21 protein-coding genes are annotated in these 22,227 nt (G+C 69.0%); 13 read left to right on the top strand and 8 right to left on the bottom strand.

Annotation, left to right across the window (positions count from 1 at the left end; genetic code table 11):
* Positions 1-89 precede the first annotated feature (89 nt).
* Together grxC and VNT59_RS12565 are read right to left on the bottom strand one after the other, a co-directional pair.
* Positions 90-356, bottom strand: a complete 267-nt coding sequence (gene grxC / locus VNT59_RS12570) for a glutaredoxin 3 (RefSeq protein ID WP_325498748.1) — start codon at positions 354-356, stop codon at positions 90-92.
* 53 nt (positions 357-409) lie between these two features.
* Positions 410-817 carry a rhodanese-like domain-containing protein gene (locus tag VNT59_RS12565; RefSeq protein WP_325498747.1) on the bottom strand — a complete coding sequence of 136 codons (408 nt, stop codon included), beginning with the start codon at positions 815-817 and terminating at the stop codon, positions 410-412.
* 83 nt (positions 818-900) lie between these two features.
* On the opposite strand from VNT59_RS12565, the gene gpmA reads away from it, so the two are divergent.
* The 4 genes from gpmA to VNT59_RS12545 all read left to right on the top strand — a co-directional run bounded on the left by gpmA (position 901) and on the right by VNT59_RS12545 (position 6,492).
* Positions 901-1,644, top strand: a complete 744-nt coding sequence (gene gpmA / locus VNT59_RS12560) for a 2,3-diphosphoglycerate-dependent phosphoglycerate mutase (protein WP_325498746.1) — start codon at positions 901-903, stop codon at positions 1,642-1,644.
* A 169-nt stretch (positions 1,645-1,813) separates the two neighbouring features.
* The gene (locus VNT59_RS12555; RefSeq protein ID WP_325498745.1) at positions 1,814-3,256 is read left to right on the top strand and encodes a S41 family peptidase; all 1,443 of its coding nucleotides are present in this window, start codon (positions 1,814-1,816) and stop codon (positions 3,254-3,256) included.
* 186 nt (positions 3,257-3,442) lie between these two features.
* On the top strand, positions 3,443-5,074 hold the full coding sequence (locus tag VNT59_RS12550) for a sensor histidine kinase (RefSeq protein WP_325498744.1): 1,632 nt from the start codon (positions 3,443-3,445) through the stop codon (positions 5,072-5,074).
* The gene (locus tag VNT59_RS12545; protein WP_325498743.1) at positions 5,071-6,492 is read left to right on the top strand and encodes a sigma-54 dependent transcriptional regulator; all 1,422 of its coding nucleotides are present in this window, start codon (positions 5,071-5,073) and stop codon (positions 6,490-6,492) included. Before VNT59_RS12550 ends, VNT59_RS12545 begins: the two co-directional genes overlap by 4 nt.
* Here VNT59_RS12545 and VNT59_RS12540 read toward each other — a convergent pair whose 3' ends face one another.
* The gene (locus tag VNT59_RS12540) at positions 6,493-6,852 is read right to left on the bottom strand and encodes a thioredoxin family protein (protein WP_325498742.1); all 360 of its coding nucleotides are present in this window, start codon (positions 6,850-6,852) and stop codon (positions 6,493-6,495) included.
* Positions 6,853-7,011: 159 nt separating this feature from the next.
* Between VNT59_RS12540 and nadC the strand changes: the two genes are divergently transcribed.
* Positions 7,012-7,875, top strand: coding sequence for a carboxylating nicotinate-nucleotide diphosphorylase (nadC, locus tag VNT59_RS12535; RefSeq protein WP_325498741.1), 864 nt, complete (start codon positions 7,012-7,014; stop codon positions 7,873-7,875).
* A 2-nt stretch (positions 7,876-7,877) separates the two neighbouring features.
* Positions 7,878-8,996, top strand: a complete 1,119-nt coding sequence (gene nadA / locus VNT59_RS12530; RefSeq protein ID WP_414708386.1) for a quinolinate synthase NadA — start codon at positions 7,878-7,880, stop codon at positions 8,994-8,996.
* A 19-nt stretch (positions 8,997-9,015) separates the two neighbouring features.
* On the opposite strand, the gene nadB is transcribed toward nadA, so the two are convergent.
* The 3 genes from nadB to VNT59_RS12515 are packed head-to-tail and all read right to left on the bottom strand — an operon-like array spanning position 9,016 to position 11,730.
* Positions 9,016-10,605, bottom strand: a complete 1,590-nt coding sequence (gene nadB / locus VNT59_RS12525; RefSeq protein ID WP_325498780.1) for an L-aspartate oxidase — start codon at positions 10,603-10,605, stop codon at positions 9,016-9,018.
* A 52-nt stretch (positions 10,606-10,657) separates the two neighbouring features.
* Positions 10,658-11,512: a ScpA family protein gene (locus tag VNT59_RS12520; RefSeq protein WP_325498739.1), complete on the bottom strand. Its 855-nt coding sequence runs from the start codon at positions 11,510-11,512 to the stop codon at positions 10,658-10,660.
* Positions 11,509-11,730, bottom strand: coding sequence for a DUF3460 family protein (locus tag VNT59_RS12515; protein ID WP_325498738.1), 222 nt, complete (start codon positions 11,728-11,730; stop codon positions 11,509-11,511). The genes VNT59_RS12520 and VNT59_RS12515 overlap by 4 nt, the downstream gene beginning before the upstream one ends.
* A gap of 45 nt (positions 11,731-11,775) precedes the next feature.
* On the opposite strand from VNT59_RS12515, the gene bamE reads away from it, so the two are divergent.
* The 7 genes from bamE (at position 11,776) to VNT59_RS12480 (ending at position 19,627) form a co-directional block, all read left to right on the top strand.
* Positions 11,776-12,279 (top strand): outer membrane protein assembly factor BamE domain-containing protein, encoded by a 504-nt coding sequence (gene bamE, locus VNT59_RS12510; RefSeq protein ID WP_325498737.1) that lies wholly within the window; start codon positions 11,776-11,778, stop codon positions 12,277-12,279.
* A 162-nt stretch (positions 12,280-12,441) separates the two neighbouring features.
* Positions 12,442-14,475, top strand: a complete 2,034-nt coding sequence (gene hyfB / locus VNT59_RS12505) for a hydrogenase 4 subunit B (protein WP_325498736.1) — start codon at positions 12,442-12,444, stop codon at positions 14,473-14,475.
* A complete protein-coding gene (locus VNT59_RS12500) occupies positions 14,472-15,434 on the top strand; it encodes a respiratory chain complex I subunit 1 family protein (protein WP_325498735.1) in 963 nt (320 codons plus the stop codon). Before hyfB ends, VNT59_RS12500 begins: the two co-directional genes overlap by 4 nt.
* On the top strand, positions 15,431-16,090 hold the full coding sequence (locus VNT59_RS12495) for a formate hydrogenlyase (RefSeq protein ID WP_325498734.1): 660 nt from the start codon (positions 15,431-15,433) through the stop codon (positions 16,088-16,090). Before VNT59_RS12500 ends, VNT59_RS12495 begins: the two co-directional genes overlap by 4 nt.
* A gap of 2 nt (positions 16,091-16,092) precedes the next feature.
* A complete protein-coding gene (locus tag VNT59_RS12490) occupies positions 16,093-17,553 on the top strand; it encodes a hydrogenase 4 subunit F (RefSeq protein WP_325498733.1) in 1,461 nt (486 codons plus the stop codon).
* A gap of 4 nt (positions 17,554-17,557) precedes the next feature.
* The gene (locus tag VNT59_RS12485; protein WP_325498732.1) at positions 17,558-19,108 is read left to right on the top strand and encodes an NADH-quinone oxidoreductase subunit C; all 1,551 of its coding nucleotides are present in this window, start codon (positions 17,558-17,560) and stop codon (positions 19,106-19,108) included.
* Positions 19,109-19,627, top strand: a complete 519-nt coding sequence (locus VNT59_RS12480; protein ID WP_325498731.1) for a formate hydrogenlyase — start codon at positions 19,109-19,111, stop codon at positions 19,625-19,627.
* A gap of 3 nt (positions 19,628-19,630) precedes the next feature.
* Here VNT59_RS12480 and VNT59_RS12475 read toward each other — a convergent pair whose 3' ends face one another.
* Together VNT59_RS12475 and metG are read right to left on the bottom strand one after the other, a co-directional pair.
* On the bottom strand, positions 19,631-19,861 hold the full coding sequence (locus tag VNT59_RS12475) for a hypothetical protein (protein WP_325498730.1): 231 nt from the start codon (positions 19,859-19,861) through the stop codon (positions 19,631-19,633).
* Between the two features lie 218 nt (positions 19,862-20,079).
* Positions 20,080-22,164, bottom strand: coding sequence for a methionine--tRNA ligase (metG, locus tag VNT59_RS12470; protein WP_325498729.1), 2,085 nt, complete (start codon positions 22,162-22,164; stop codon positions 20,080-20,082).
* Between the last annotated feature and the right edge of the window lie 63 nt (positions 22,165-22,227).

The raw sequence follows: 22,227 nt of genomic DNA, 5'->3' as shown, positions 1-22,227 counted from the left end.
GCGAGCGAAAAGCCCGCCGGCGGCCGCCTGGCGGGCTGAAAGGAGCGATTATCTCAGGCCGCGGGCCGCCGCCCGCCCGACGGGCCGCCTCAGCTGGAAGCGCCGTTCAGCAGCGGCACCAGGCCGCCCTGGCTGTCGAGCGCCATGAGGTCGTCGCAGCCGCCGACGTGGGTGTCGCCGATGAAGATCTGCGGCACCGTCCGGCGGCCGGTGATCTCCATCATCTTCATGCGTTCCTCGGGGCTGGCGTCGACCCGGACCTCTTCGATCGATTCGACGCCGCGGGCCTTGAGGATCTGCTTGGCGCGAATGCAGAACGGGCAAACGGCCGTGGTGTACATCTTGACGGGCTGCATGGGATTCCTGTGCCTGGCGGGGTGCCGGGCGCACGCCTGTCGTGCGCCGGCCCTCAGGCTTTCTCGACCGGAAGGTTAGCTTCTTTCCAGGCTTTCATCCCGCCGGCCAGGACTTGGGCCTGCTCGTAGCCCAGTTTCTTGGCGACGCCAGCGGCGCGGCTGGCGCGCGCGCCGCTGGCGCACACGAGGATCAGGGGCACCGTCTTGTTCTTCACGACCTCCGGCAGGCGCTGTTCCAGCTGGCCCAGCGGTACGTTCCTGGCCCCGCCGACATGGCCCCCGGCGAATTCCTCGGGCGAGCAGACGTCGACCACCACCGCGCGCTCCCGGTTGATGAGCTGGACGGCGTTGGCGGCCGTGAGTCCGCCCCCGGCCGAGCCCTGGATGGCCGGCCACACCAGCATGGCGCCGGAGACCAGTGCCACCGAGATGAGCATCCAGTTGTCGATGATGAATTTCATGTTTCCTTGTGCAGTGCGGTGTTCGGGTGAACCCGCGATTCTAAAATGCCGGGTTTTGCACCGCATCCCGAGGCCCACTGCCCATGTACAAGCTCGTCCTGATCCGCCACGGCGAATCGACCTGGAACCTGGAAAACCGCTTCACCGGCTGGACCGACGTCGACCTGACGCCCACCGGCATCGAGCAGGCCAAGACCTCGGGACGGCTGCTGAAGGAGGGTGGCTGGGAGTTCGACCTCTGTTACACCAGCGTCCTGAAGCGCGCCACCCGCACCCTGTGGCACTGCCTGGACGAGATGGACCGGACCTGGCTGCCGGTGGCGCACTCCTGGCGCCTGAACGAGCGGCATTACGGTGCGCTGCAGGGCCTGAACAAGGCGGAGACGGCCCGCAAGTTCGGCGACGAGCAGGTCCTGATCTGGCGCCGCAGCTACGACATCGCGCCGCCGGCCCTGACGCCGGAGGATCCGCGCTGCGAGCGGGGCGACCCGCGCTACGCGGACCTGCAGCCGGCGCAGGTGCCGCTCACCGAGTCGCTGAAGGACGTGGTGGCGCGGGTGCTGCCGTTCTGGAACGAGTCGATGGCGCCCGCCATCACCTCCGGCCGCCGGGTGCTGGTGGCGGCCCACGGCAACTCGATCCGCGCCCTGGTGAAATACCTCGATCGGATCTCGGACCAGGACATCGTCGGGCTGAACATCCCGAACGGGATTCCGCTGGTGTACGAGCTCGATGGCAACCTGAACCCGCTGCGCCACTATTACCTGGGCGACGCCGAGGCGGCGGCCAGGGCGGCGGCCGCCGTGGCCAGCCAGGGCAAGGCCTGAGGACATGTCCGGGCGGCGCGCGCGGCCGGCCGCCTCGGGATAAAGTCGGGGAAACACAAAGCTTTTCGCACATCCGCGCGAGAAGAGGGGAACCCGCAAGTAACCATTGCGTCAGAGCATCCTCTCAGGTGTATATTTTCCGAACGCTGAAGGACTGGACTCCCCCGCTATGAGCCACAAACTGAAGATCGCCGGCTGGATTTCCGTGGGCGCCCTGGCCGGCGCGCTGACGACGGTGTCGTTGCAGACGGTCGCCCGTGGCTCGCTGGCGCCGTTGCCGCTGGAGGAGCTGCAGCAGCTGGCCGCCGTGTTCGGCATGGTCAAGAGCGACTACGTCGAACCGGTCGACGAGAAGAAGCTGATCACCGACGCCATCTCGGGGATGGTCGCCAGCCTCGATCCCCACTCGCAGTACTTCGACAAGAAGTCCTTCAAGGAATTCCGCGAAGGCACCTCCGGCCGCTTCGTCGGCGTCGGCATCGAGATCTCGCAGGAAGACGGGCTGGTGAAGGTGGTCTCGCCGATCGAGGGTTCGCCCGCCTACCGCGCCGGCCTCAAGCAGAACGACCTGATCACCAAGATCGACGACACGGTGGTCAAGGGCCTGTCCCTGAGCGACGCCGTCAAGCGCATGCGCGGCGAGCCCGGCACCAAGGTGACGCTGACCATCTTCCGCAAGGACGAGAACCGCAGCTTCCCGGCGACCATCACCCGGGAGGAGATCAAGACCCAGTCGGTCAAGGGCAAGGTCATCGAGCCGGGCTACGGCTGGATCCGCCTGTCGCAGTTCCAGGAGCGCACGGTCGATGACTTCGTGCGCAAGGTCGAGGAGATCTACAAGGCCGAGCCCCACCTGAAGGGCATGGTGCTCGACCTGCGCAACGACCCGGGCGGCCTGCTGGACGCCGCCGTGGCCATCTCCGCCGCCTTCCTGCCGGAGAACGTCACCGTGGTCTCGACCAACGGCCAGCTGGCCGAGAGCAAGTTCGTCTACAAGGCGGCGCCGGAGTACTACCAGCGCCGGGCCGGCTCCGATCCGCTGCGCCGCCTGCCGGCGGCCCTGAAATCGGTGCCGCTGGTGGTGCTGGTCAACGAGGGTTCGGCCTCGGCCAGCGAGATCGTCGCCGGCGCCCTGCAGGACCACAAGCGGGCGACCCTGCTGGGCAGCCAGACCTTCGGCAAGGGCTCGGTGCAGACGGTGCGCCCGCTCGGCCCGGACACCGGCCTGAAGCTGACGACGGCGCGCTACTACACGCCGACGGGCAAGTCGATCCAGGCCAAGGGCATCGTGCCCGACGTCATGGTCGACGAGACCGAGGAGGGCAACCTGTTCTCCGCCTTGCGCACCCGCGAAGCCGACCTCGAGCACCATCTCACGGCCGGCCAGGGCAAGGACGCCGCCAGGGACCCGGCGCGCGAGAAGGCCCGCGAGGAAGCGCGCAAGCGCGCCGAAGAGGAAGCCAAGAAGCCCGTGGCCGACCGCAAGATGCCGGAATTCGGCAGCGACAAGGACTTCCAGCTGGTCCAGGCGCTCAACCAGCTCAAGGGCCGCCCGGTCCTGGTGAGCAAGACCCAGATCGTCGAGCGCAAGGACGAGAAGAAGGAAAACTGAGCCGGGCGGGTCGGACCCGCCGGCGGCGGTCGACGAAGCGGGGCTGCGGCCCCGCTTTGCTTTTGGGCGCCGGGGGGCGCGCGGGGTTCGGGAATGCGGGGCCACTTGCTTGGCATCAAAAGGCCCTTCCATGGTTGAGGGCACACTGGCGCGAGGCGCAGCAGCCCCCCGCCTGCGCCGCCTCGGATGTTTCCGACCAGCCTCAAAGCGAAAGTCAGCCTCTATCTCAGCGCCGCCCTGGTGGCCGTGATGGTGCTGTTCGTGCTGTTGCTGGTGCAGCAGGCGCGCAACGACCAGCTCAGCGCGCTGGTGACCCACATGACGCAGCTGTCGCAGGTGATCGCCCGCAGCACGCGCTACGCGATGCTGCTGGACGAGCCCGACATCGTCGACAAGATCATCCACGACATCGGCAAGCAGGAAGGCATCCAGCGGGTCCGCGTGCTGCGCAAGAACGGGGTCATCGCGCACTCGAACCGGCCCGAGGAGATCGGCAGCAACATCGACAAGGAGGCCGAGCACTGCTCCAACTGCCACCAGGGCGAGCGGGTGCTGTCGGACATCCCGAACCACAAGAAGTGGCGGCTGTTCGAGACCGCCGACAAGCACCAGATGCTGGGCAACATGGAGGTGATCCGCAACGAGCCGTCGTGTTCCAGCGCCTCGTGCCACCGCCATCCGCAAGTGCAGTCGGTGCTCGGCGTGGTGGACATCACCTACTCGATGGACGCCATCAACAAGCAGCTGCGCGCCCACGTGATCAACATGATCGCGGTGTCGATCGGCTTCATCCTGCTGGTGTCGCTGTCGGTCGGCTGGCTGCTGCACCGCATGATCTACGTGCCGCTGCGCGACCTGGAGAAGGGCGCCAAGCGCCTCGCCTCGGGCAACTTCGACAGCCCGATCCCGGTGCGCGGCGACGACGAATTCGGCAGCCTCGCCCGCTCCACCAACGCCATGATGGGCGCCGTCAAGAAGTCGCACGAAGACCTGGAGCAGTGGGTCGAAAAGCTCGAGGAGAAGGTCAAGGAGCGCACCGAGGAGCTGCGGCTGGCCGAAGCCGAAGTGGCGCGCGGCGAAAAGCTCGCCTCGATCGGGCAGCTGGCCGCGGGCATCGCCCATGAACTGAACAACCCGCTCACCGGCGTGCTCACCTTCACCACGCTGCTGCGCAAGAAGATGCCCGAGGGCAGCGCCGACGCCGAGGACCTGGATCTCGTGATCCGCGAGACCAAGCGCTGCGCCAGCATCATCCGGCGCCTGCTCGATTTCGCGCGCGAGAAGACACCGGAAAAGGCGCTGGTCGACGTCAACCAGCTGATCGAGGACACGGTGCGCTTCGTCGAGCGCTCGGCGGCCCTGCAGCAAATCGAGATCGTGACGGACCTCGACCCCGAGCTGCCGCCGCTGTCGGTGGACGCGGACCTGATCAAGCAGGTGCTGATGAACATCCTGGTCAACGCGCAGCAGGCGATCGAGGGCCCGGGCCGCATCACCGCGCGCAGCCGGCTGCTCCCCGCGCGCCGGTTCGCCGGCGCCGGCGCGCCGTCGCCCGCCGTCCAGATCGAGATCACCGACACCGGCTGCGGCATCCCGGCGGCGAACCTGCAACGCATCTTCGATCCGTTCTTCACGTCCAAGGAGGTCGGCAAGGGGACCGGGCTGGGCCTGTCGGTGAGCTACGGCATCGTGCGTTCGCACGGCGGCGAGATCGAGGTCGAGAGCACCGTGGGCGAGGGCAGCACCTTCCGGGTCCTGCTGCCGGCCCGCCTGCCGGTGGTCGACAGCGCCAGCAATCTCTCGGAGAGCATCCAATGAAAGCCAGGATCCTGATCGTCGATGACGAGGAGATCGTCGTTCGCAGCTGCCTGCGCATCCTCCAGGGCGAGGCCTACGAGGTGGAGTCCGTCGCCGACGGCTGGGAAGCGCTGCGCAGGATCGACGAGAGCAGCTACGACGTCGTCGTGCTGGACATCATGATGCCCAAGATCGACGGGCTCGAGGTCCTGCAGCACGTGAAGGAGCGGCATCCCGAGATCGACGTGATCATGATGACCGGCCTGTCGCAGATCCAGACCGCCGTCAAGGCGATGAAGCTCGGCGCCTTCGACTACCTGTCCAAGCCCTTCGACCCCGACGAGCTGAAGCTGGTGGTCGACCGCGCGCTCGAGCAGCGCCGGCTGCTGCAGGAGAACCGCTCGCTGAAGAACGAGGTGAGCTCGAAATACCGGTTCGAGAACATCATCGGCTTCAGTCCGCAGATGCAGACGGTCTACCAGCTGATCGCCAAATGCGCGCCGACCAACGCCACGGTGCTGATCACCGGCGAGAGCGGCACCGGCAAGGAGATGGTGGCGCGCGCCATCCACTACAACAGCCTGCGCAAGGAGCAGCCGTTCGTCGCCGTCGACTGCACGGCGCTGTCCGAGAACCTGCTGGAGAGCGAACTGTTCGGCCATGTGAAGGGCGCCTTCACCGGCGCCGTGTCGAGCAAGCGCGGCATGTTCGAGGTGGCCAACAACGGCACGCTGTTCCTCGACGAGCTGGCCAACATCCCGCTGTCGACGCAGGCCAAGCTGCTGCGCGTGCTGCAGGAGCGCGAGTTCCGCGCCGTCGGCGACACCAAGGTGCACTCGACCAACGTGCGGGTGATCGCGGCCACCAACAAGGACCCCGAGGCCATGGTGCGCGAGGGCACGTTCCGCGAGGACCTGTTCTACCGCATCAACGTGTTCCCGATCCACCTGCCGCCGCTGCGCGAGCGGCGCGACGACATCCCGGCGCTGGCCTTCCATTTCCTGCGCCATTTCAGCGAGGAGCTGGAGCGGCCGGTGCCGCAGTTCTCCGAAGGCGCGATGAGCCTGCTGATGACGTACGACTGGCCGGGCAACGTGCGCGAGCTGCAAAACGCCGTGCACCGGGCCGTGATCCTGGCTTCCGACAGCATGATCCGGCAGGCGCACCTGGCCAGCATCCTGCACGTGGCGCCGCGGCACGACCTGGAAGTGCCGCGCACCAGCGAGGACCTGAAGCGCGTCAAGAAGATCGCCCGCGAGAAGTCGGTGGAGGACATCGAGAAGCTCTTCATCCACGAAACGCTCAGGCGCAATACCTGGAACGTGACCAGAAGCGCCGAGGAGACGGGGATGCAGCGCGCCAACTTCCAGGCGCTGATGAAGAAGTACAACATCCGGGTCCGGGACACCGAACCCGGCAGCGCGGAAGACAGCGACTGATCAGCCGCGCGGCGCCGGCCCGCCCGGCGGGTCGGCGCTGGCCGCGGCGATGCGGTCGAGCGCCTGCCGGATCTCGTCGGCCCCCTGCGGCCGCACCAGCCGCGCCAGTTCCTGGCCATCGCGCAGGAAGACCAGCGTCGGCCACAGCTTCACCCGGAACGAGCGCCCCAGCGGCCGGCCGCTGCCGTCCTCGACCTTCAGGTGCCGCACCCCGTCGCGGCCGTCCAGGGCCTGGGCGATCAGCGGTTGCGCGCCGCGGCACCAGCCGCACCAGGGCGTCCCGAATTCCAGCAGCGTCGCCCCGGGCAGCGCGTCGACGTCCGCGCGTGCCGGCTCCAGTTCAGCGTAGGCCGTGTTCATGGCGCGATTGTGGCCGGGTTGGCGCCGGGGCCGCGTAGGCCACGGCCACGGCAGGGCGTCGGCGCCACGCGAAGCGGCGCCGGCGGCCCGACGGGGCTGCTTGACGCCGAACAAGGCCGCGCGGCCATGACGGTCGCGCCATCCGGCTATGCTTGGCCGATGGCAAACAGTTTCGAATTTACGGCGGCGGCGGTGGCCGACCTGGCGCGCTCGGACGCCGCCCGCGCCCTGGCCGAGGACGTCGGCGCCGGCGACCTGACGGCCGGGCTGGTGCCGGCCGGGCGGCGGGCCCGCGCCCGCGTGCTCTCGCGCCAGCAGGCCGTGATCTGCGGCGCGCCCTGGGTCGACGCCGCCGTGCGCCAGGTCGAGCCCGAGGCGGTGCTGCGCTGGCTGGTGCCCGAGGGCCAGCGCACCCTGGCCGACCAGGTGGTGCTGGAGGTGGAGGGCAGCGCCCGCGCCCTGCTGACGGCCGAGCGCACCGCCCTGAACTTCCTGCAGCTGCTCAGTGCCGTGGCGACCCAGACGGCGACGTATGTCGAGGCAGTGCGCGGCACCCGGGCGAAGATCGTCGACACCCGCAAGACCCTGCCGGGGCTGCGGCTGGCGCAGAAGTACGCGGTGCGGGTCGGCGGCGGCACCAATCACCGCATCGGGCTGTTCGATGCCGTGCTGATCAAGGAAAACCACATCGCCGCCGCGGGCGGCGTGCGGCAGGTGCTGCAGGCGGCGTCCGCGGTGGCGTCGCGGGCCAGCTTCGTCGAGATCGAGGTGGAGACGCTGGCGCAGCTGCGCGAAGCGCTGGACGGCGGCGCCACCATGATCCTGCTGGACAACATGGACCTGCCCACCCTGCGCGAAGCCGTCCTCATCAACGACCGCCGCGCGATCCTCGAAATCTCCGGCGGCGTCACGCTGGACACCGTGCGCGCGCTGGCCGAAACCGGCGTGGACCGGATCTCCATCGGAGCCATCACGAAGGACGTGAAGGCCATCGACTTCTCCATGCGGCTCAAGGAACTATGAGCATGAGTGCCGTCATCCCCATCGTCGACGTCGAATACGAGCAGCCCCTGCCGGGCAATGCCTGCGACACCAAGCATGCCTGGGCCCGGGTGCCCGCCGAGCCTTCGCCGGCCGAACGGGCCGAACTGAAGGAGCGGGTGCGCCGCCTGCTGAAGGAGCGCGACGCCGTGATGGTGTCGCACTACTACGTCCACCCCGACCTGCAGGACCTGGCCGAGGAAACCGGCGGCATCGTCAGCGACTCGCTGGAGATGGCGCGCTTCGGGCGCGACCATCCCGCCACCACGCTGGTGGTCTCGGGCGTGCGCTTCATGGGCGAGACCGCCAAGATCCTGTCCCCGGAAAAGCGCGTGCTGATGCCGGACCTGGACGCGACCTGCTCGCTCGACCTCGGCTGCCCGATCGGCGAGTTCTCGGCGTTCTGCGACCAGCACCCGGACCGCACGGTGGTCGTCTATGCCAACACCAGCGCCGCCGTGAAGGCGCGCTCGGACTGGCTCGTCACTTCCAGCTGCGCCGTGGACATCGTGCGCGCGCTCAAGGACGCCGGGCAGAAGATCCTGTGGGCGCCCGACCGCCACCTGGGCCACTACATCCAGCGCGAGACCGGGGCCGACATGGTGTTCTGGAACGGCGCCTGCATCGTGCACGACGAGTTCAAGGCCTTCGAGCTGGAGTCGCTGAAGAAGCAGTACCCCAAGGCGAAGGTGCTGGTGCATCCCGAGTCGCCGGCGGACGTGGTCGCGCTCGCCGATGCGGTGGGTTCCACCTCGGCGATCCTGAAGGCGGCGCGCGAGATGGACGCCGGCGAATTCATCGTCGCCACCGACAACGGCATGATGCACAAGCTGCGCACGCTCAACCCCGGCAAGGTGTTCATCGAGGCGCCGACGGCCGGCAACAGCGCCACCTGCAAGAGCTGCGCGCACTGCCCCTGGATGGCGATGAACGGCCTGGCGGGACTGGCGAACGTCCTGGAGACCGGCGCCAACGAGATCCACGTCGATCCGCAGGTCGGCGCGCGGGCGCGCGTGCCGATCGACCGCATGCTCGCGTTCACCGCGGCGTTGAAGGCCGGGCAGCCGGCGGGCGCCCTGGTGCCGAACATCGGCGCCGCCTGACGGCGGGCCGCGCCTCGCCTCAGGCGCGCGAGAGCACCTGTTCCTGGGTGAGGATGGTCGGCAGGGCGTTGGGCAGCAGGTCCGGATAGTCGCGGCTGAAGTGCAGGCCGCGGCTCTCGTGGCGGGCCTGGGCCGACTTCACGATCAGGTCGGCCACGGTGACCAGGTTGCGCAGCTCCAGCAGGTCGCGCGTGACGTGGAAGTTCGCGTAGAACTCCTGGATCTCCTCCTGCAGCAGCCGGATGCGGTGGGCGGCGCGCTCCAGGCGCTTGTTGGTGCGCACGATGCCGACGTAGTCCCACATCGAACGGCGCAGCTCGTCCCAGTTGTGCGAGATCACCACGCATTCGTCGGGATCGGTGACGCGGCTCACGTCCCAGGGCGGCACCGCCGGCGGCGTCGGCAAGGGCGTCGCGCGGATGTCGTGCGCGGCGGCCCGGGCGAACACCATGCATTCGACCAGCGAGTTGCTCGCCAGCCGGTTGGCGCCGTGCAGGCCGGTGTATGCCGCCTCCCCGATGGCGTGCAGGCCTGCCAGGTCGGTGCGGCCGGCCAGGTCGGTGTGGATGCCGCCGCAGGTGTAGTGCGCGGCCGGCACCACCGGGATCGGCTGTTTGGTGATGTCGATGCCCAGTTCCAGGCAGCGCGCGTGGATGGTCGGGAAGTGTTCGCGGATGAACGCTTCGGGCTGGTGCGAGATGTCCAGGTAGACGCAGTCCAGGCCCCCCTTCTTCATCTCGAAGTCGATGGCCCGCGCCACCACGTCGCGCGGCGCCAGCTCGCCGCGCGCATCGTGCCTGGGCATGAAGCGGGTGCCGTCCGGCAGCAGCAGCCGGCCGCCTTCGCCGCGCACCGCCTCGCTGATCAGGAACGACTTGACGTTGGGGTGGTACAGGCAGGTCGGGTGGAACTGGATGAACTCCATGTTCGTCACCCGGCAGCCGGCGCGCCAGGCGGCCGCGATGCCGTCGCCGGTCGACGTGTCCGGGTTGGTCGTGTACAGGTAGACCTTGCCGGCCCCGCCGGTGGCCAGGATGGTCTGCGGCGCGCGCAGGGTGATCACCTGGTCGGTGGCCTCGTCGAGCGCGTACAGGCCCAGGCAGGCCGGCGGCGTCGCCGTCGACATGCCGAGCTTGCGGCTGGTGATCAGGTCCACCAGCGTGTGCTGCTCGAAGACGGTGATGTTGGGCGTGCGGCGCACGTGCTCGATCAGCGTCTGCTGCACCGCGGCGCCGGTGGCGTCGGTCACGTGCACGATGCGGCGCGCGCTGTGGCCGCCTTCGCGGGTCAGGTGCAGGTGGCCGTCCTCCAGCGAGAACGGCACCCCGAGCTGGCGCAGCCATTCGATGCTCTCGGGCGCGTGCTCCACCACGAAGCGGGTGGCGGCCACGTCGTTCAGGCCGGCGCCGGCGACGATGGTGTCGTCGACGTGCGACTGGAAGGTGTCGCCCTCGGCCATCACGGCGGCGATGCCGCCCTGGGCGCGCTCGCTCGAGCCGTCGGTGATGCCGCGCTTGGTGAGCACCGCCACGCGGTGGGTGGGCGCCAGGTGCAACGCCGCGGACAGGCCGGCCAGGCCGCTGCCCACGATCAGTACGTCGAAGTCCATGGAAGTCGCAGTCACGGGATCACCTCTGCCCCACCGGGGGCCATACTTCTTGTCAGGCCGGCTGGTAGGCCAGCCGCACGTAAATCGGCGCGAACGCCTCGGCCTGCGTCAGGTCGATCAGCGCTTCCTTCGCCAGCTCCAGCACGGCGATGAAGGTGACGATCAGCACCGGCATGCCGCGCGTCGGATCGAACAGCTGCTCGAACTCGACGAACTTGCGGCCCTGCAGCGCCCGCAGCACCACGCTCATGTGCTCGCGCACGGACAGCTCCTCGCGCGTGATCTTGTGGTGCTGCACCAGCTTGGCGCGCCTGACGATGTCGCGCCAGGCTTCCTGCAGGTCGGCCACGTTGACGTCGGGAAAGCGCGGCTGCAGCGACTGCTCGATGTAGACCTGCCCGCGCCACACGTCGCGGCCCAGCTGCGGCGCCTCGTTCAGGCGCGCCGCCGCGAGCTTCATCTGCTCGTATTCCAGCAGCCGGCGCACCAGCTCGGCGCGCGGGTCCTCGGGCTCCTGGCCCTCCGCGCTCTTGCGCGGCGGCAGCAGCATGCGCGACTTGATCTCGATCAGCATCGCCGCCATCAGCAGGTATTCGGCGGCCAGCTCCAGATTGCGCGAGCGAATCTCCTCGACGTAGGCCAGGTACTGGCGGGTGACGCCGGCCATCGGGATGTCGAGGATGTTGAAGTTCTGCTTGCGGATCAGGTACAGCAGCAGGTCCAGCGGCCCCTCGAAGGCTTCGAGGAAGACCTCCAGCGCGTCCGGCGGAATGTAGAGGTCGGTCGGCATGGCGAACAGCGGTTCGCCATACAGCCGCGCCAGCGCGACCTGGTCGACGACGTCGGGCATGCCGCCCAGCTCGGGCGCCGGCGGCTCAGGCAGCGTCGCGGGCGCCGGTGCCGTCATCGGCCCGATTGGGAGAAGTAGACGTAGGATTTCTGGCGCACGCGGGCCGCCTGCCACTCCTCGGTGGCGTCGCGGTCGATGTGCTTGTCCCACAGCAGCGAACGGCCGACGCGCTGCTGGGCCTCGATGTCCGGCTTCCTGGCCTTGAGCTGCTCGATGAATTCGGTCGTGTCCGAGTTGTAGTCGGGGCGGCGGAAGATGCGAAGCAGGATGGACATAGACTGGAAGCCTTTCGAGCCGAATTTTACCTCCGAGTGCCGTTGATGCTGATCAAGAAGCTGGGCCGCGCCGCCCTGATGCTGGCGTTGACCGTCCTGGCGGCGTGCGATCCCCAGCGCGTGCGCGAGCTGGAGGAGGGCGTGTCGACCGAGGCGGACGTGCGCCAGCGCTTCGGCGCGCCCGAGAACATCTGGGACGGCGCCGGCGGCGAGCGCATCTTCGAATACAACCGGCAGCCGTCCGGCCACCAGAACTTCATGATCGGCATCGGCCCGGACGGGAAGATGACCTCGCTGCGGCAGGTGCTGAACCCGCGCACCTTCGCCCAGGTGCAGCCCGGCATGGCCATGGAGGAGGTGCGCCGCCTGCTCGGCAAGCCGATGAAGAAGACCCCGTACGCCCTGAAGAACGAAATCGCCTGGGACTGGCGCTACCTGGAGCCGCCCAACACCTCGATGGTGTTCACGGTCTGGTTCAACCCGGACTACCGGGTGCTGCGCACCAGCAGCGCGCCCGATCCCGAGGCGCTGGAGCACCGGGGCCGCTGAAGCCGCCGGCAGGTGGCGCCCGGCGCGCAAACATGCGCCAGCAGCCCGGCCTTTGGCTGCCCCGCGCCGCCGATGGGTTTACCATATGCCCATCCGCGCCCCCTCAGCAGGTGACCCGACACGAGATCGGCGGCCACTGCGCCGGTCGGCGCGGGCAGAGGAATGACGGACATCACCGTACTGATGCATGCCGGCGGCTGGCAACGGCTCGACTGGATGCTGCTGGCCGTTGCCGCATGGCTGCTGATCGGGGTGGCCGGCATCGTGGCGCTGCGGCGGTTCACCTTCGTCTCGCGCGTGCTCTTTCCCGCCGGCGGGGCCGTCGGGCTGCTGCTGTTCGGCGCCGCCTTGCCCTCGGTCTTCGGCGGCGCGCAGTCGGTGGTGCTGCCGGTCGGGCTGCCGAACCTGCCGTTCCACCTGCGCCTGGACAGCCTGGCCGCATTCTTCCTGATGGTGATCGGCGCCGTGGGGGCCGGGGTGTCGGTCTTCGCCGCCGGCTATTTCCGCAAGGCCGAAGGCACGCCACCGGGGCTGCTGTGCCTCGAATACCACGTGTTCCTGGCCAGCATGACGCTGGTCGTGCTCGCCGCGGACGCCTATGCCTTCATGGTGATGTGGGAGACGATGGCGCTGTCGTCCTACTTCCTGGTCACGGCCAACCACCGCATCGACGAGGTGCGCCGTGCCGGCTACCTGTACCTCACCATGGCGCACATCGGCGCCGTCGCCATCCTGCTGTGCTTCGGCGTGCTGCAGGCCAACACCGGCGACTACACCTTCGCCAACATGCGGGCGCAGCAGCTCTCGCCGTTCTGGGCCTCCACCGCCTTCCTGCTGGCGCTGCTGGGGTTCGGCGCCAAGGCCGGCCTGCTGCCGCTGCACGTGTGGCTGCCGGAGGCGCACCCGGCGGCGCCATCGCCGGTGTCCGCGCTGATGAGCGCGGTGATGCTCAAGACCGCCGTGTACGGGCTGCTGCGCGTGTCGTTCGACCTGCTGCACACGCAGCTGTGGTGGTGGGGCGGCCTGCTGCTGGCATTGGGGCTGGCGACGGCGCTGTTCGGCGTCGTGTTCGCGGCGGTGCAGGTCGACATGAAGCGCCTGCTGGCCTACTCGTCGATCGAGAACATCGGCCTGCTGTTCGCCAGCATCGGACTGACGGTCGTCTTCGCCGGCTACGGCATGAAGGCGCTGGCGGCGCTGGCGCTCACGGCGGCCCTCTACCACGTCGCCAGCCACGCCGTCTTCAAGAGCCTGCTGTTCCTGAGCACCGGCTGCGTGCTGCACGCCACCGCCGAGCGCAGCCTGGGCAAGCTGGGCGGCCTGATCCGCTACATGCCGTGGGTGGCCTGGGTCACCCTGGTCGGCGTGCTGACCAGCGCCGGCCTGCCGCCGCTGGGCGGCTTCGTCTCGGAGTGGCTGCTGCTGCAAAGCTTCCTGTTCACGCCGGGGCTGCCCGATTCGCTGCTGAACATGCTCATTCCCGTGGTCGCCGCGCTGATCGCGCTGGTGGCGGCGCTGGCCGGCTACACCATGGTGAAGTTCTTCGGCGTGATCTTCCTGGGCCAGCCGCGCGAGGAAAAGCTGGCCCAGGCCCATGACGCCGGCGCCTGGGAACGCGTGGGCATGTTGTGGCTGGTGCTCGGCTGCGTCGGGCTGGGCCTGGCGCCGGTGCAGTTCATCCAGTTCATCGATCCGGTGACGCAGCAGCTCCTGGGCGCCGGCCTCGGCCGCACGGTGGCGGCCGGCGGCTGGCTGCTCGCGCCGATCAGCGTCGAGCGCGCCAGCTACGGCCCGGTGATCTTCCTGTTCGGGGTCGCGGCCAGCTGCGGGCTGGCCTACCTGCTGGTGCGGGTCTTCTATCACGGCCGGCTGCGCCGCGCCGCGCCCTGGGACTGCGGCTTCCCCTGGCAGAACGCCCGCATGCAGGACACGGCCGAAGGCTTCGGCCAGCCGATCCGGCAGATCTTCGAGCCCTTCTTCGTGATGCGCCGCGAGCTGCCGACGCCGTTCGATGCCGAGCCGCGCTACCGGGTGGTGGTCGAAGACCATTTCTGGCGCTGGATCTACCTGCCGCTGGTGGCGCTGGCGTCACGCATCGCGCGCCTGGTCGGGCTGCTGCAGCAGGGGCGCATTTCGGTGTACCTGCTGTACAGCTTCGCGACCTTGATCGCCGTCCTCATGGTGGTGCGCCGATGAGCCCGCTCGGCTTCGCCGCCCAGGCGCTGGAGATCCTCGTGGCGCTGGCGCTGGCCCCGCTGCTGACCGGCTGGGTGAACCAGTGGCGGGCGTGGCTGCAGAACAAGTCGGCCCCCAGCCTGTGGCAGCCGTACAAGCTGCTGCACAAGCTGTTCCACAAGGACTCGGTGGTGGCCGAGCACGCGTCGCCGCTGTTTCGGGCCGTCCCCTACATCGTGTTCGGCTGCATGGCGCTGGCCAGTTCCATCGTGCCGACCATGTCCACCGACCTGCCGCTGGCCCCGGCGGCCGACGCGATCGCGCTGGTCGGCCTGTTCGCGCTGGCGCGGGTGTTCATCTCGCTGGCGGCGATGGACATCGGCACCTCGTTCGGCACGCTCGGCGCCCGCCGCGAAATGCTGATCGGCTTCCTGGCCGAACCGGCGCTGCTGATGGTGCTGTTTTCCGCCTCCCTGATCTCTGGCTCCACCTCGCTTGCCACGGTGGTCGAAACGCTGGCCCATCGGGAGCTGGCGATCCACCCCGCGCTGGCGTTCGCCGGGGTGGCGTTCACGATGGTTTCGCTGGCCGAGAACGCCCGGGTGCCGGTGGACAACCCGGCGACGCACCTGGAGCTGACGATGATCCACGAGGCGCTGATCCTCGAATACTCGGGCCGGCACCTGGCGCTGCTGGAGTGGGCGGCGAGCCTGAAGCTGTTCGCCTACTCCTGCATCGGGCTGGCGCTGTTCTTCCCCTGGGGCATCGCCGACGCGCAGGCGCCGCTCGCGCTGCTGCTGGCGTTGCCGGTGCTGGTGCTGAAACTGGCCATCGGCGGCATCGGCCTGGCGGTGCTGGAGACGCTGGCGGCCAAGATGCGGATCTTCCGCGTGCCGGAGTTCCTGGCGGCGGCGTTCCTGCTGGCGGTGATCGGCATGCTGGTGCACCTGCTGCTGGCGTCCGGAAAGGCGGTGGCATGAGGGAGCTGCTGGCCCAGTCGATCAACCTGATCGGCGCGCTGCTGCTGATGCTGGCGTTCGCGATGATTTCGCAGCGCCGCATCCTGTCGCTGATCAACCTGTTCACGTTGCAGGGCCTGGCGCTGGTGGTCTCCACGGTGGTGGTGGGCTACGTGACCGGGCAGCCGCACCTGTACCTGTCGGCGGCGCTCACCTTCGTGCTGAAGGTGGTGCTGATCCCGGTGCTGCTGCACCGGATCATCGACCGCCTGAAGATCCGCTGGGACGTCGAGACGCTGATCAACATCCCGACCACCATGCTGATCGGCATCCTGGTGGTGATCTTCGCCTTCAACCTCGCCACGCCGATCGCGCAGCTGGCCACCGCGCTGGCGCGCGGCACGCTGGGCATCGCGCTGGCCTGCGTGCTGCTGTCCTTCCTGATGATGATCACGCGCGCCAAGGCCGTGCCGCAGGTGATCGGCTTCCTGGCGATGGAGAACGGCCTGTTCTTCGCCGCCACCTCCGCCACCTACGGCATGCCGATGGTGGTGGAACTGGGCATCGCCCTGGACGTGCTGATCGGCGTGCTGATCCTGGGCGTGTTCATGTTCCAGATCCGCGAGCAGTTCGACAGCCTGGACATCCGGCACCTCGAACAACTGAAGGACCAGTGACGATGGCGATCGACGTGCTGTTCCTGGTGCTCGCCATCCCGCTGGCCGGCGGGGTGGTGCTGGCCCTGTGCGGCCACTGGGACGAGGCGCCCGAGATCAACGTCGCCTTCAGCCTGGGCACGTTCCTGGCCGCCTGCGGCCTGACGGCCCGCGTCATCTCCGACGGTCCGCTGTTTGCCCTGGGCGAGGAATTCTTCATCGATCCGCTGAACGTGTTCCTGGTCACGCTGACGGCGTTCGTCGGGCTGACCACGGCGATCTTCTCGCGCCCCTACATGCGGGTGGAGCGCGACCACGGCAAGATGACGCCCGGCCGGCTGCGCCTGTACCACAGCATGTACCAGCTGTTCAGCTTCACCATGCTGCTGGCGCTGACCACCAACAACATGGGCATCCTGTGGGTGGCGATGGAAGCGGCGACCCTCACCACCGTGCTGCTGGTCAGCGTCTACCGCACGGCCGCCAGCCTGGAAGCGGCCTGGAAGTACTTCATCCTGTGCGGCGTCGGCATCGCGCAGGCCCTGTTCGGCACGGTGCTGCTGTACATGGCGGCGGAGAAGGTGCTCGGCGCCGAGGGCGGCGCGCTGCTGTGGACCCACCTGGACGCGGTGAAGGACCGGCTCGATCCCAACATCATGACGCTGGCGTTTGCGTTCCTTTTCATCGGCTACGGCACCAAGGTGGGCCTGGTGCCGCTGCACAACTGGCTGCCCGACGCGCACGCCGAAGGCCCGACGCCGGTGTCGGCCGTGCTGTCGGGCCTGCTGCTGAACGTGGCGCTCTACGCGGCGCTGCGCGGCAAGGTGCTCACCGACGGCGCGCTGCACAGCCATCTTGCCGGCAACCTGATGATGGGGTTCGGCCTGCTCTCGGTCGTGGTGTCGGCCTTCCTGCTGATCCGGCAGAAGGACGTCAAGCGCATGTTCGCCTATTCGTCGATCGAGCACATGGGGCTGATGACGTTCGCCTTCGGCATGGGCGGGCCGATCGCCAGCTTCGCCGGCCTCTTGCACATGACCGTGCATTCGCTCGTGAAGTCGGCCATCTTCTTCGCGGTCGGCCATGCCGCGCAGAAGGCCGGCACCCAGGTGATGGACGAGATCCGCGGCCTGATCAAGATCAGCCCGAGGGTGGGCTGGGGCCTGATGCTCGGCTCGCTGGCGATCCTGGGCATGCCGCCGTTCGGCGTGTTCGCCAGCGAATTCCTGATCGTGACCACCGCCATGCGCGAGCAGTCCTGGGCCACGCCGTTCCTGCTGATCGCGCTGGGGGTGGCGTTCGCCAGCGTGTTCAGCCGGGTCCAGCCGATGGTGTTCGGCGACACGACGGTGCGGCGGCTGCCGCATCCGCCGGCGCTGATCCCGGTGTTCGTCCACCTCGGCCTCGGCCTGATGCTGGGCCTGTACATCCCGCCCTACCTGGACATGTGGTACCGGCAGGCGGCGCGCATGCTGGGGAACTGAAGCGATGGCACTGTCCGGCCTCAACCTCGCGCTCCAGCGGCTGCCCGGGCCGCTGCCGATATGGCGCGCCAGCGTCGACGCGCTGCAGTGGCTGGCCGGCGCGCGCACCGTGGCGGCCGGCGGCGGCCGGCTGGTCGCGCTGTGGGCCGGCGACCGGGGCGAGGGGGCGCAACCGCGCCTGGCCCTGTCCGCCGCCTATGCCGTGCAGCAGGGCCTGTACTGGCTCGACCTGCAGCTGGAACCGGGCCAGAGCTCCTATCCCGACCTGTCGCGGCTGTTTCCCTTCGCCGCCCGCATGCAGCGCGCCGCCGCCGATATGGTCGGCGTGGTGGCCGAAGGCGCCGAGGACAGCCGGCCCTGGCTCGCGCACGGGGGCTGGCCCGACGGCTACCGGCCGCTGCGCCGGGGTGCCGCGCCGGCGGGCGTGCCGCAGACCCCGTTGCAGGACTATCCTTTCGTGCGGGTGGCAGGCGACGGCGTGCACGAGATCGCCGTCGGGCCGGTGCATGCCGGCATCATCGAGCCGGGCCACTTCCGGTTCTCGGTGGTCGGCGAGAAGGTGCTGCGGCTGGAGCAGCGCCTGGGCTACACCCACAAGGGCGTCGAGCAGCGCTTCACGCGCATGGCGCCGCTGGAGGCGCACCGGCTCGCCGGGCGCGTGTCGGGCGACTCGACGGTCGCTTTCGCCTGGGCCTACTGCATGGCGCTCGAGAGCGCACTGGGCGTGCAGGTGCCGCCAGCGGCGCTGTGGCTGCGCGCCTTGCTGCTCGAGCGCGAACGGGTGGCGAATCATCTGGGCGATCTCGGCGCGCTCGGCAACGATGCGGCGCTCGCCTTCGGCCTGGCGCAGTTCTCGCGCCTGCGCGAGGACTGGCTGCGGCTGTCGCAGGCGGCGTTCGGCCACCGGCTGACGATGGACTGCGTGGTGCCCGGCGGCGTCGCGGTCGCCCTCGACGACGCCATGCGCCAGCGCCTGCTGCGGCAATGCACGCAGATCGAGGCCGAAGTGCGCTCGCTGGCCGCCATCTACGAATCCCATGCAGGGCTGCAGGACCGCTTCACCACCACCGGCGTCGTCACGCCGGCGCTGGCCGCCCGGCTGGGCCTGACCGGCCTGGCCGCCCGCGCCAGTGGCCGCACCACCGACCTGCGCTGTGAGCACCCCTGGGTGCCGTACCAGGAACTGCAAGTGGCGGCCGCCGGCGAGCAGACCGGCGACGTGCGCGCGCGCGTGGCGGTGCGCTTCTTCGAGACCTTCGAGTCGCTGCGGCTGATCCGCGAGATCTGCGGCCGGATGCCCGCCGGCGAAGTGCGCGCCGCGATCGCTGCGCCGGCGCAGGCCGGGGTCGGCGTCGGCTGGGTGGAAGGCTGGCGGGGCGAAGTGCTGGTGGCGCTGGAGCTCGGCGCGGACGGCAGCATCCGGCGCTGCCACTGCCACGATCCGTCGTGGCAGAACTGGCCGGCGCTCGAACACGCGGTGATCGGCAACATCGTTCCCGACTTCCCGCTGATCAACAAGTCGTTCAACCTGGTTTATTCGGGAGTGGACCTCTAGATGTGGAAGATCGTCCGCCAGATCGGGCGCGCCGGCATGCCGACCGAGGCGCCGCCGTTCGCCCCTGCGCAGGCCGATGCGGCGGCCGCCGTCGCCGGCATCCAGCAGCAACTGCTGGACATCCTGGGCCAGGCGCTGGCCATCCGCGCGGTCGATGCGGGGTCCTGCAACGGCTGCGAGCTGGAGATCCACGCGCTGAACAACCCCTACTACAACCTGGAAGGGCTGGGCATCAAATTCGTGGCCAGTCCGCGCCACGCCGACCTGTTGCTGGTGACCGGGCCGGTGACGCGCAACATGGAAGAGGCCCTGCTGCGCACCTACGACGCGATGCCCGAGCCGCGCCTGGTGGTCGCCGTCGGCGATTGCGGCGCCTGCGGCGGCATCTTCGGCGAGAGCTATGCGACGCGCGGCGGCGTCGCCAAGGTGCTGCCGGTCGACTTCACCGTGCCGGGATGCCCGCCGCCACCGCTGGAAATCATGCGCGGCATCCTCGCCGCCGTGCGCCGGCGCAAGTAGGAGTTACTGCTCGTCGCCCGAGGGCAGCACCGCGCCCACCGCCTTGCCGGTGAGCTTCACCGCGCCGACGCCGGCATCCACGGCCAGCCCCACCCCGGTCGCCGCCACGCCGACCGCCGCACCGGCGACGGTGACCACCGCGCAGCCGCCAAGCAACGCGCTGCCGGCGGCGATCGCGGCCAGCGCGACGCAGCGACGAACGAAACGAAGGGGAGAAGCGGTACTGCGGGACATCGGGCGGCCTTCTGAAGATCGGCCATTCTAGGGAGCGCATGTAAAGCGCAGGCCGGATGCCTGCGCTCAGGCTTGGTTGGCAGCGGCCGGCGCCGACCATGCTGGAGCGCCGAATGCCGGTGCAGCGACCGCGCCGGAGCGCCGAAGGGGCTGCTCCAACCATGCCGGAGCACCGAACCCGGTGCCAACCAGCTCGGAGCAGCGCGGCCGCGGTTGCTTCAGCGCACCCGCATGCCAGGCTTGGCGCCGGGCCAGGGCTGCAGGATGAAGATGCCGGGGTTGGCTTTCTGGTCGGCGTGGCTGGCGGCCAGCACCATCCCTTCGCTGATGCCGAACTTCATCTTGCGCGGCGCCAGGTTGGCGACCATCACCGTGAACTTGCCGACCAGCTCCTGGGGCTCGTAGGCCGAGGCGATTCCCGCGAACACGTTGCGCGGCGAGGTCTCGCCGATGTCGAGCTCCAGCTGCAGCAACTTGGTCGAACCCTCCACCGGTGCGCAGCGCAGGATCTTCGCGATCCGCAGGTCCACCTTGGCGAACTCGTCGATGTTGATGGTGGCGGCCAGCCCTTCGCCGCCCGGGTCGCTGCGGCCGCCGGTGGCGGGCGCGGCCGGCGCCTCCGGCGCCGCTGCGGCCGCTTCGGCGGGCGGTTCGAACAAGGCGTCGATCTGCTTGGGGTCGACCCGCTGCATCAGGTGCTTGTACTCGCCGATCTGGTGGCCCTCGCCCAGGGGCAGGGCGGCGTTGGCCCAGGTCAGCGGCTGGCACTGCAGGAAGGCTTCGGCGTGCAGCGCGAGTTCGGGCAGCACGGGCTTGAGGCAGGCCGTGAGCACCTTGAACAGCTCCAGGCATTCGGAGCACACCTGCGCCGCCTCGGCGCCGCGGCCTTCCTTCACCAGCTTCCAGGGCGCGGCGCCGTCGAAGCGCAGGTTGATCTCGTCGGCGAAGGCCATGATCTCGCGCAGCGCCTTGCCGTACTCGCGCGCTTCGTAGAGCTTGCCGATCTCCTCGACGCGGCGCGCCGGGGCGAGCCGGGCCACATCGCTCTTGACCAGCTTGCCGCCGGGCACGAACTTCGCCGCCCGGCTGGCGATGTTGACGTACTTGCCCACCAGGTCGGCGTTGACGCGGGCGACGAAATCGTCCGGGTTGAAGTCGACGTCCTCGACCTTGCTGTTGAGCTTGGCGGCGATGTAGTAGCGCAGCCACTCGGGGTTCATGCCGAGCGAGAGGTACTTCAGCGGGTCGATGCCGGTGCCGCGGCTCTTGCTCATCTTCTCGCCACTGACGGTGATGAAGCCGTGCACGTTGATCTGGTCGGGCGTCTTGCGGCCCGAGAACTGCAGCATCGCCGGCCAGAACAGGGTGTGGAAGTACACGATGTCCTTGCCGATGAAGTGCACCTGCTCCACCGCCGGGTCGGCCACGAAGTCGTCGAACGAGGCGTCGGTGCGCGAGGCCGGGTCCCAGTGGTTCTGGGCCTGGCCCTGGTCGAAGTGGTTTTTCAGGCTGGCCAGGTAGCCGATCGGCGCGTCCAGCCACACGTAGAAGTACTTGCCCGGCGCATCCGGGATCTCGATGCCGAAGTAGGGTGCGTCGCGGCTGATGTCCCAGTCGGCCATGCCGGCCTCGAACCACTCGCTGGCCTTCTTGGCGACTTCGGGCTGCAGCTTGCCGTCCTGGGTCCAGGCCTGGAGGAAGGCGACCACCTTCGGGTCCGAGAGCTTGAAGAAGAAATGCTCGGAGCTGCGCAGCTCGGGCCGGGCGCCGCTCAGCGTGGAGTAGGGCTCGATCAGGTCGGTCGGCGCGTAGACGCTGCTGCACACCTCGCACGAGTCGCCGTACTGGTCCTTCGCGTGGCAGGTGGGGCACTCGCCCTTGATGTAGCGGTCCGGCAGGAACATGCCCTTGACCGGATCGTAGAACTGCTCGATGGTGCGCGTCGCGATCAGGCCGTTGGCGCGCAGCGTGCGGTAGATGCCTTGCGCCAGCTCGGTGTTCTCGGCGCTGTCGGTGGAGTGCCAGTTGTCGAACTGGATGTGGAAGCCGTCCAGGTACTGGCGGCGGCCGGCGGCGATGTCGGCGACGAAGGCCTGCGGTGTCTTGCCGGCCTTTTCGGCGGCGATCATGATCGGCGCCCCATGGGCGTCGTCGGCGCCGACGAAATGAACCATGTGCCCGTGCATCCGCTGGTGCCGCACCCAGATGTCGGCCTGGATGTATTCCATGATGTGGCCGATGTGGAACTTGCCGTTGGCGTACGGCAGGGCGGTGGTGACGAAGAGCTTGCGCTGTGCGGGCATGGTGGGCTTCCAGGGAACCAGGAATTCTAGGCGACCGCTTTGCGCCGGCCGCAGGCCGCGGCT

This window comes from Ramlibacter sp. (genome assembly GCF_035554825.1).
In the GTDB taxonomy this organism is placed as follows: Bacteria; Pseudomonadota; Gammaproteobacteria; order Burkholderiales; family Burkholderiaceae_C; genus Ramlibacter.
The sequence above is the reverse complement of the archived record's forward strand: the minus strand, read 5'-3'. Positions and strand labels throughout refer to the sequence as shown.

Excerpts from the sequence above, each read along its gene's own strand:
- grxC (WP_325498748.1), bottom strand. The coding sequence starts at position 356 with ATGCAGCCCGTCAAGATGTACACCACGGCCGTTTGCCCGTTCTGCATT.
- VNT59_RS12565 (WP_325498747.1), bottom strand. The coding sequence starts at position 817 with ATGAAATTCATCATCGACAACTGGATGCTCATCTCGGTGGCACTGGTC.
- gpmA (WP_325498746.1), top strand. The coding sequence starts at position 901 with ATGTACAAGCTCGTCCTGATCCGCCACGGCGAATCGACCTGGAACCTG.
- VNT59_RS12555 (WP_325498745.1), top strand. The coding sequence starts at position 1,814 with ATGAGCCACAAACTGAAGATCGCCGGCTGGATTTCCGTGGGCGCCCTG.
- VNT59_RS12550 (WP_325498744.1), top strand. The coding sequence starts at position 3,443 with ATGTTTCCGACCAGCCTCAAAGCGAAAGTCAGCCTCTATCTCAGCGCC.
- VNT59_RS12545 (WP_325498743.1), top strand. The coding sequence starts at position 5,071 with ATGAAAGCCAGGATCCTGATCGTCGATGACGAGGAGATCGTCGTTCGC.
- VNT59_RS12540 (WP_325498742.1), bottom strand. The coding sequence starts at position 6,852 with ATGAACACGGCCTACGCTGAACTGGAGCCGGCACGCGCGGACGTCGAC.
- nadC (WP_325498741.1), top strand. The coding sequence starts at position 7,012 with ATGGCAAACAGTTTCGAATTTACGGCGGCGGCGGTGGCCGACCTGGCG.
- nadA (WP_414708386.1), top strand. The coding sequence starts at position 7,878 with ATGAGTGCCGTCATCCCCATCGTCGACGTCGAATACGAGCAGCCCCTG.
- nadB (WP_325498780.1), bottom strand. The coding sequence starts at position 10,605 with ATGGACTTCGACGTACTGATCGTGGGCAGCGGCCTGGCCGGCCTGTCC.
- VNT59_RS12520 (WP_325498739.1), bottom strand. The coding sequence starts at position 11,512 with ATGACGGCACCGGCGCCCGCGACGCTGCCTGAGCCGCCGGCGCCCGAG.
- VNT59_RS12515 (WP_325498738.1), bottom strand. The coding sequence starts at position 11,730 with ATGTCCATCCTGCTTCGCATCTTCCGCCGCCCCGACTACAACTCGGAC.
- bamE (WP_325498737.1), top strand. The coding sequence starts at position 11,776 with ATGCTGATCAAGAAGCTGGGCCGCGCCGCCCTGATGCTGGCGTTGACC.
- hyfB (WP_325498736.1), top strand. The coding sequence starts at position 12,442 with ATGACGGACATCACCGTACTGATGCATGCCGGCGGCTGGCAACGGCTC.
- VNT59_RS12500 (WP_325498735.1), top strand. The coding sequence starts at position 14,472 with ATGAGCCCGCTCGGCTTCGCCGCCCAGGCGCTGGAGATCCTCGTGGCG.
- VNT59_RS12495 (WP_325498734.1), top strand. The coding sequence starts at position 15,431 with ATGAGGGAGCTGCTGGCCCAGTCGATCAACCTGATCGGCGCGCTGCTG.
- VNT59_RS12490 (WP_325498733.1), top strand. The coding sequence starts at position 16,093 with ATGGCGATCGACGTGCTGTTCCTGGTGCTCGCCATCCCGCTGGCCGGC.
- VNT59_RS12485 (WP_325498732.1), top strand. The coding sequence starts at position 17,558 with ATGGCACTGTCCGGCCTCAACCTCGCGCTCCAGCGGCTGCCCGGGCCG.
- VNT59_RS12480 (WP_325498731.1), top strand. The coding sequence starts at position 19,109 with ATGTGGAAGATCGTCCGCCAGATCGGGCGCGCCGGCATGCCGACCGAG.
- VNT59_RS12475 (WP_325498730.1), bottom strand. The coding sequence starts at position 19,861 with ATGTCCCGCAGTACCGCTTCTCCCCTTCGTTTCGTTCGTCGCTGCGTC.
- metG (WP_325498729.1), bottom strand. The coding sequence starts at position 22,164 with ATGCCCGCACAGCGCAAGCTCTTCGTCACCACCGCCCTGCCGTACGCC.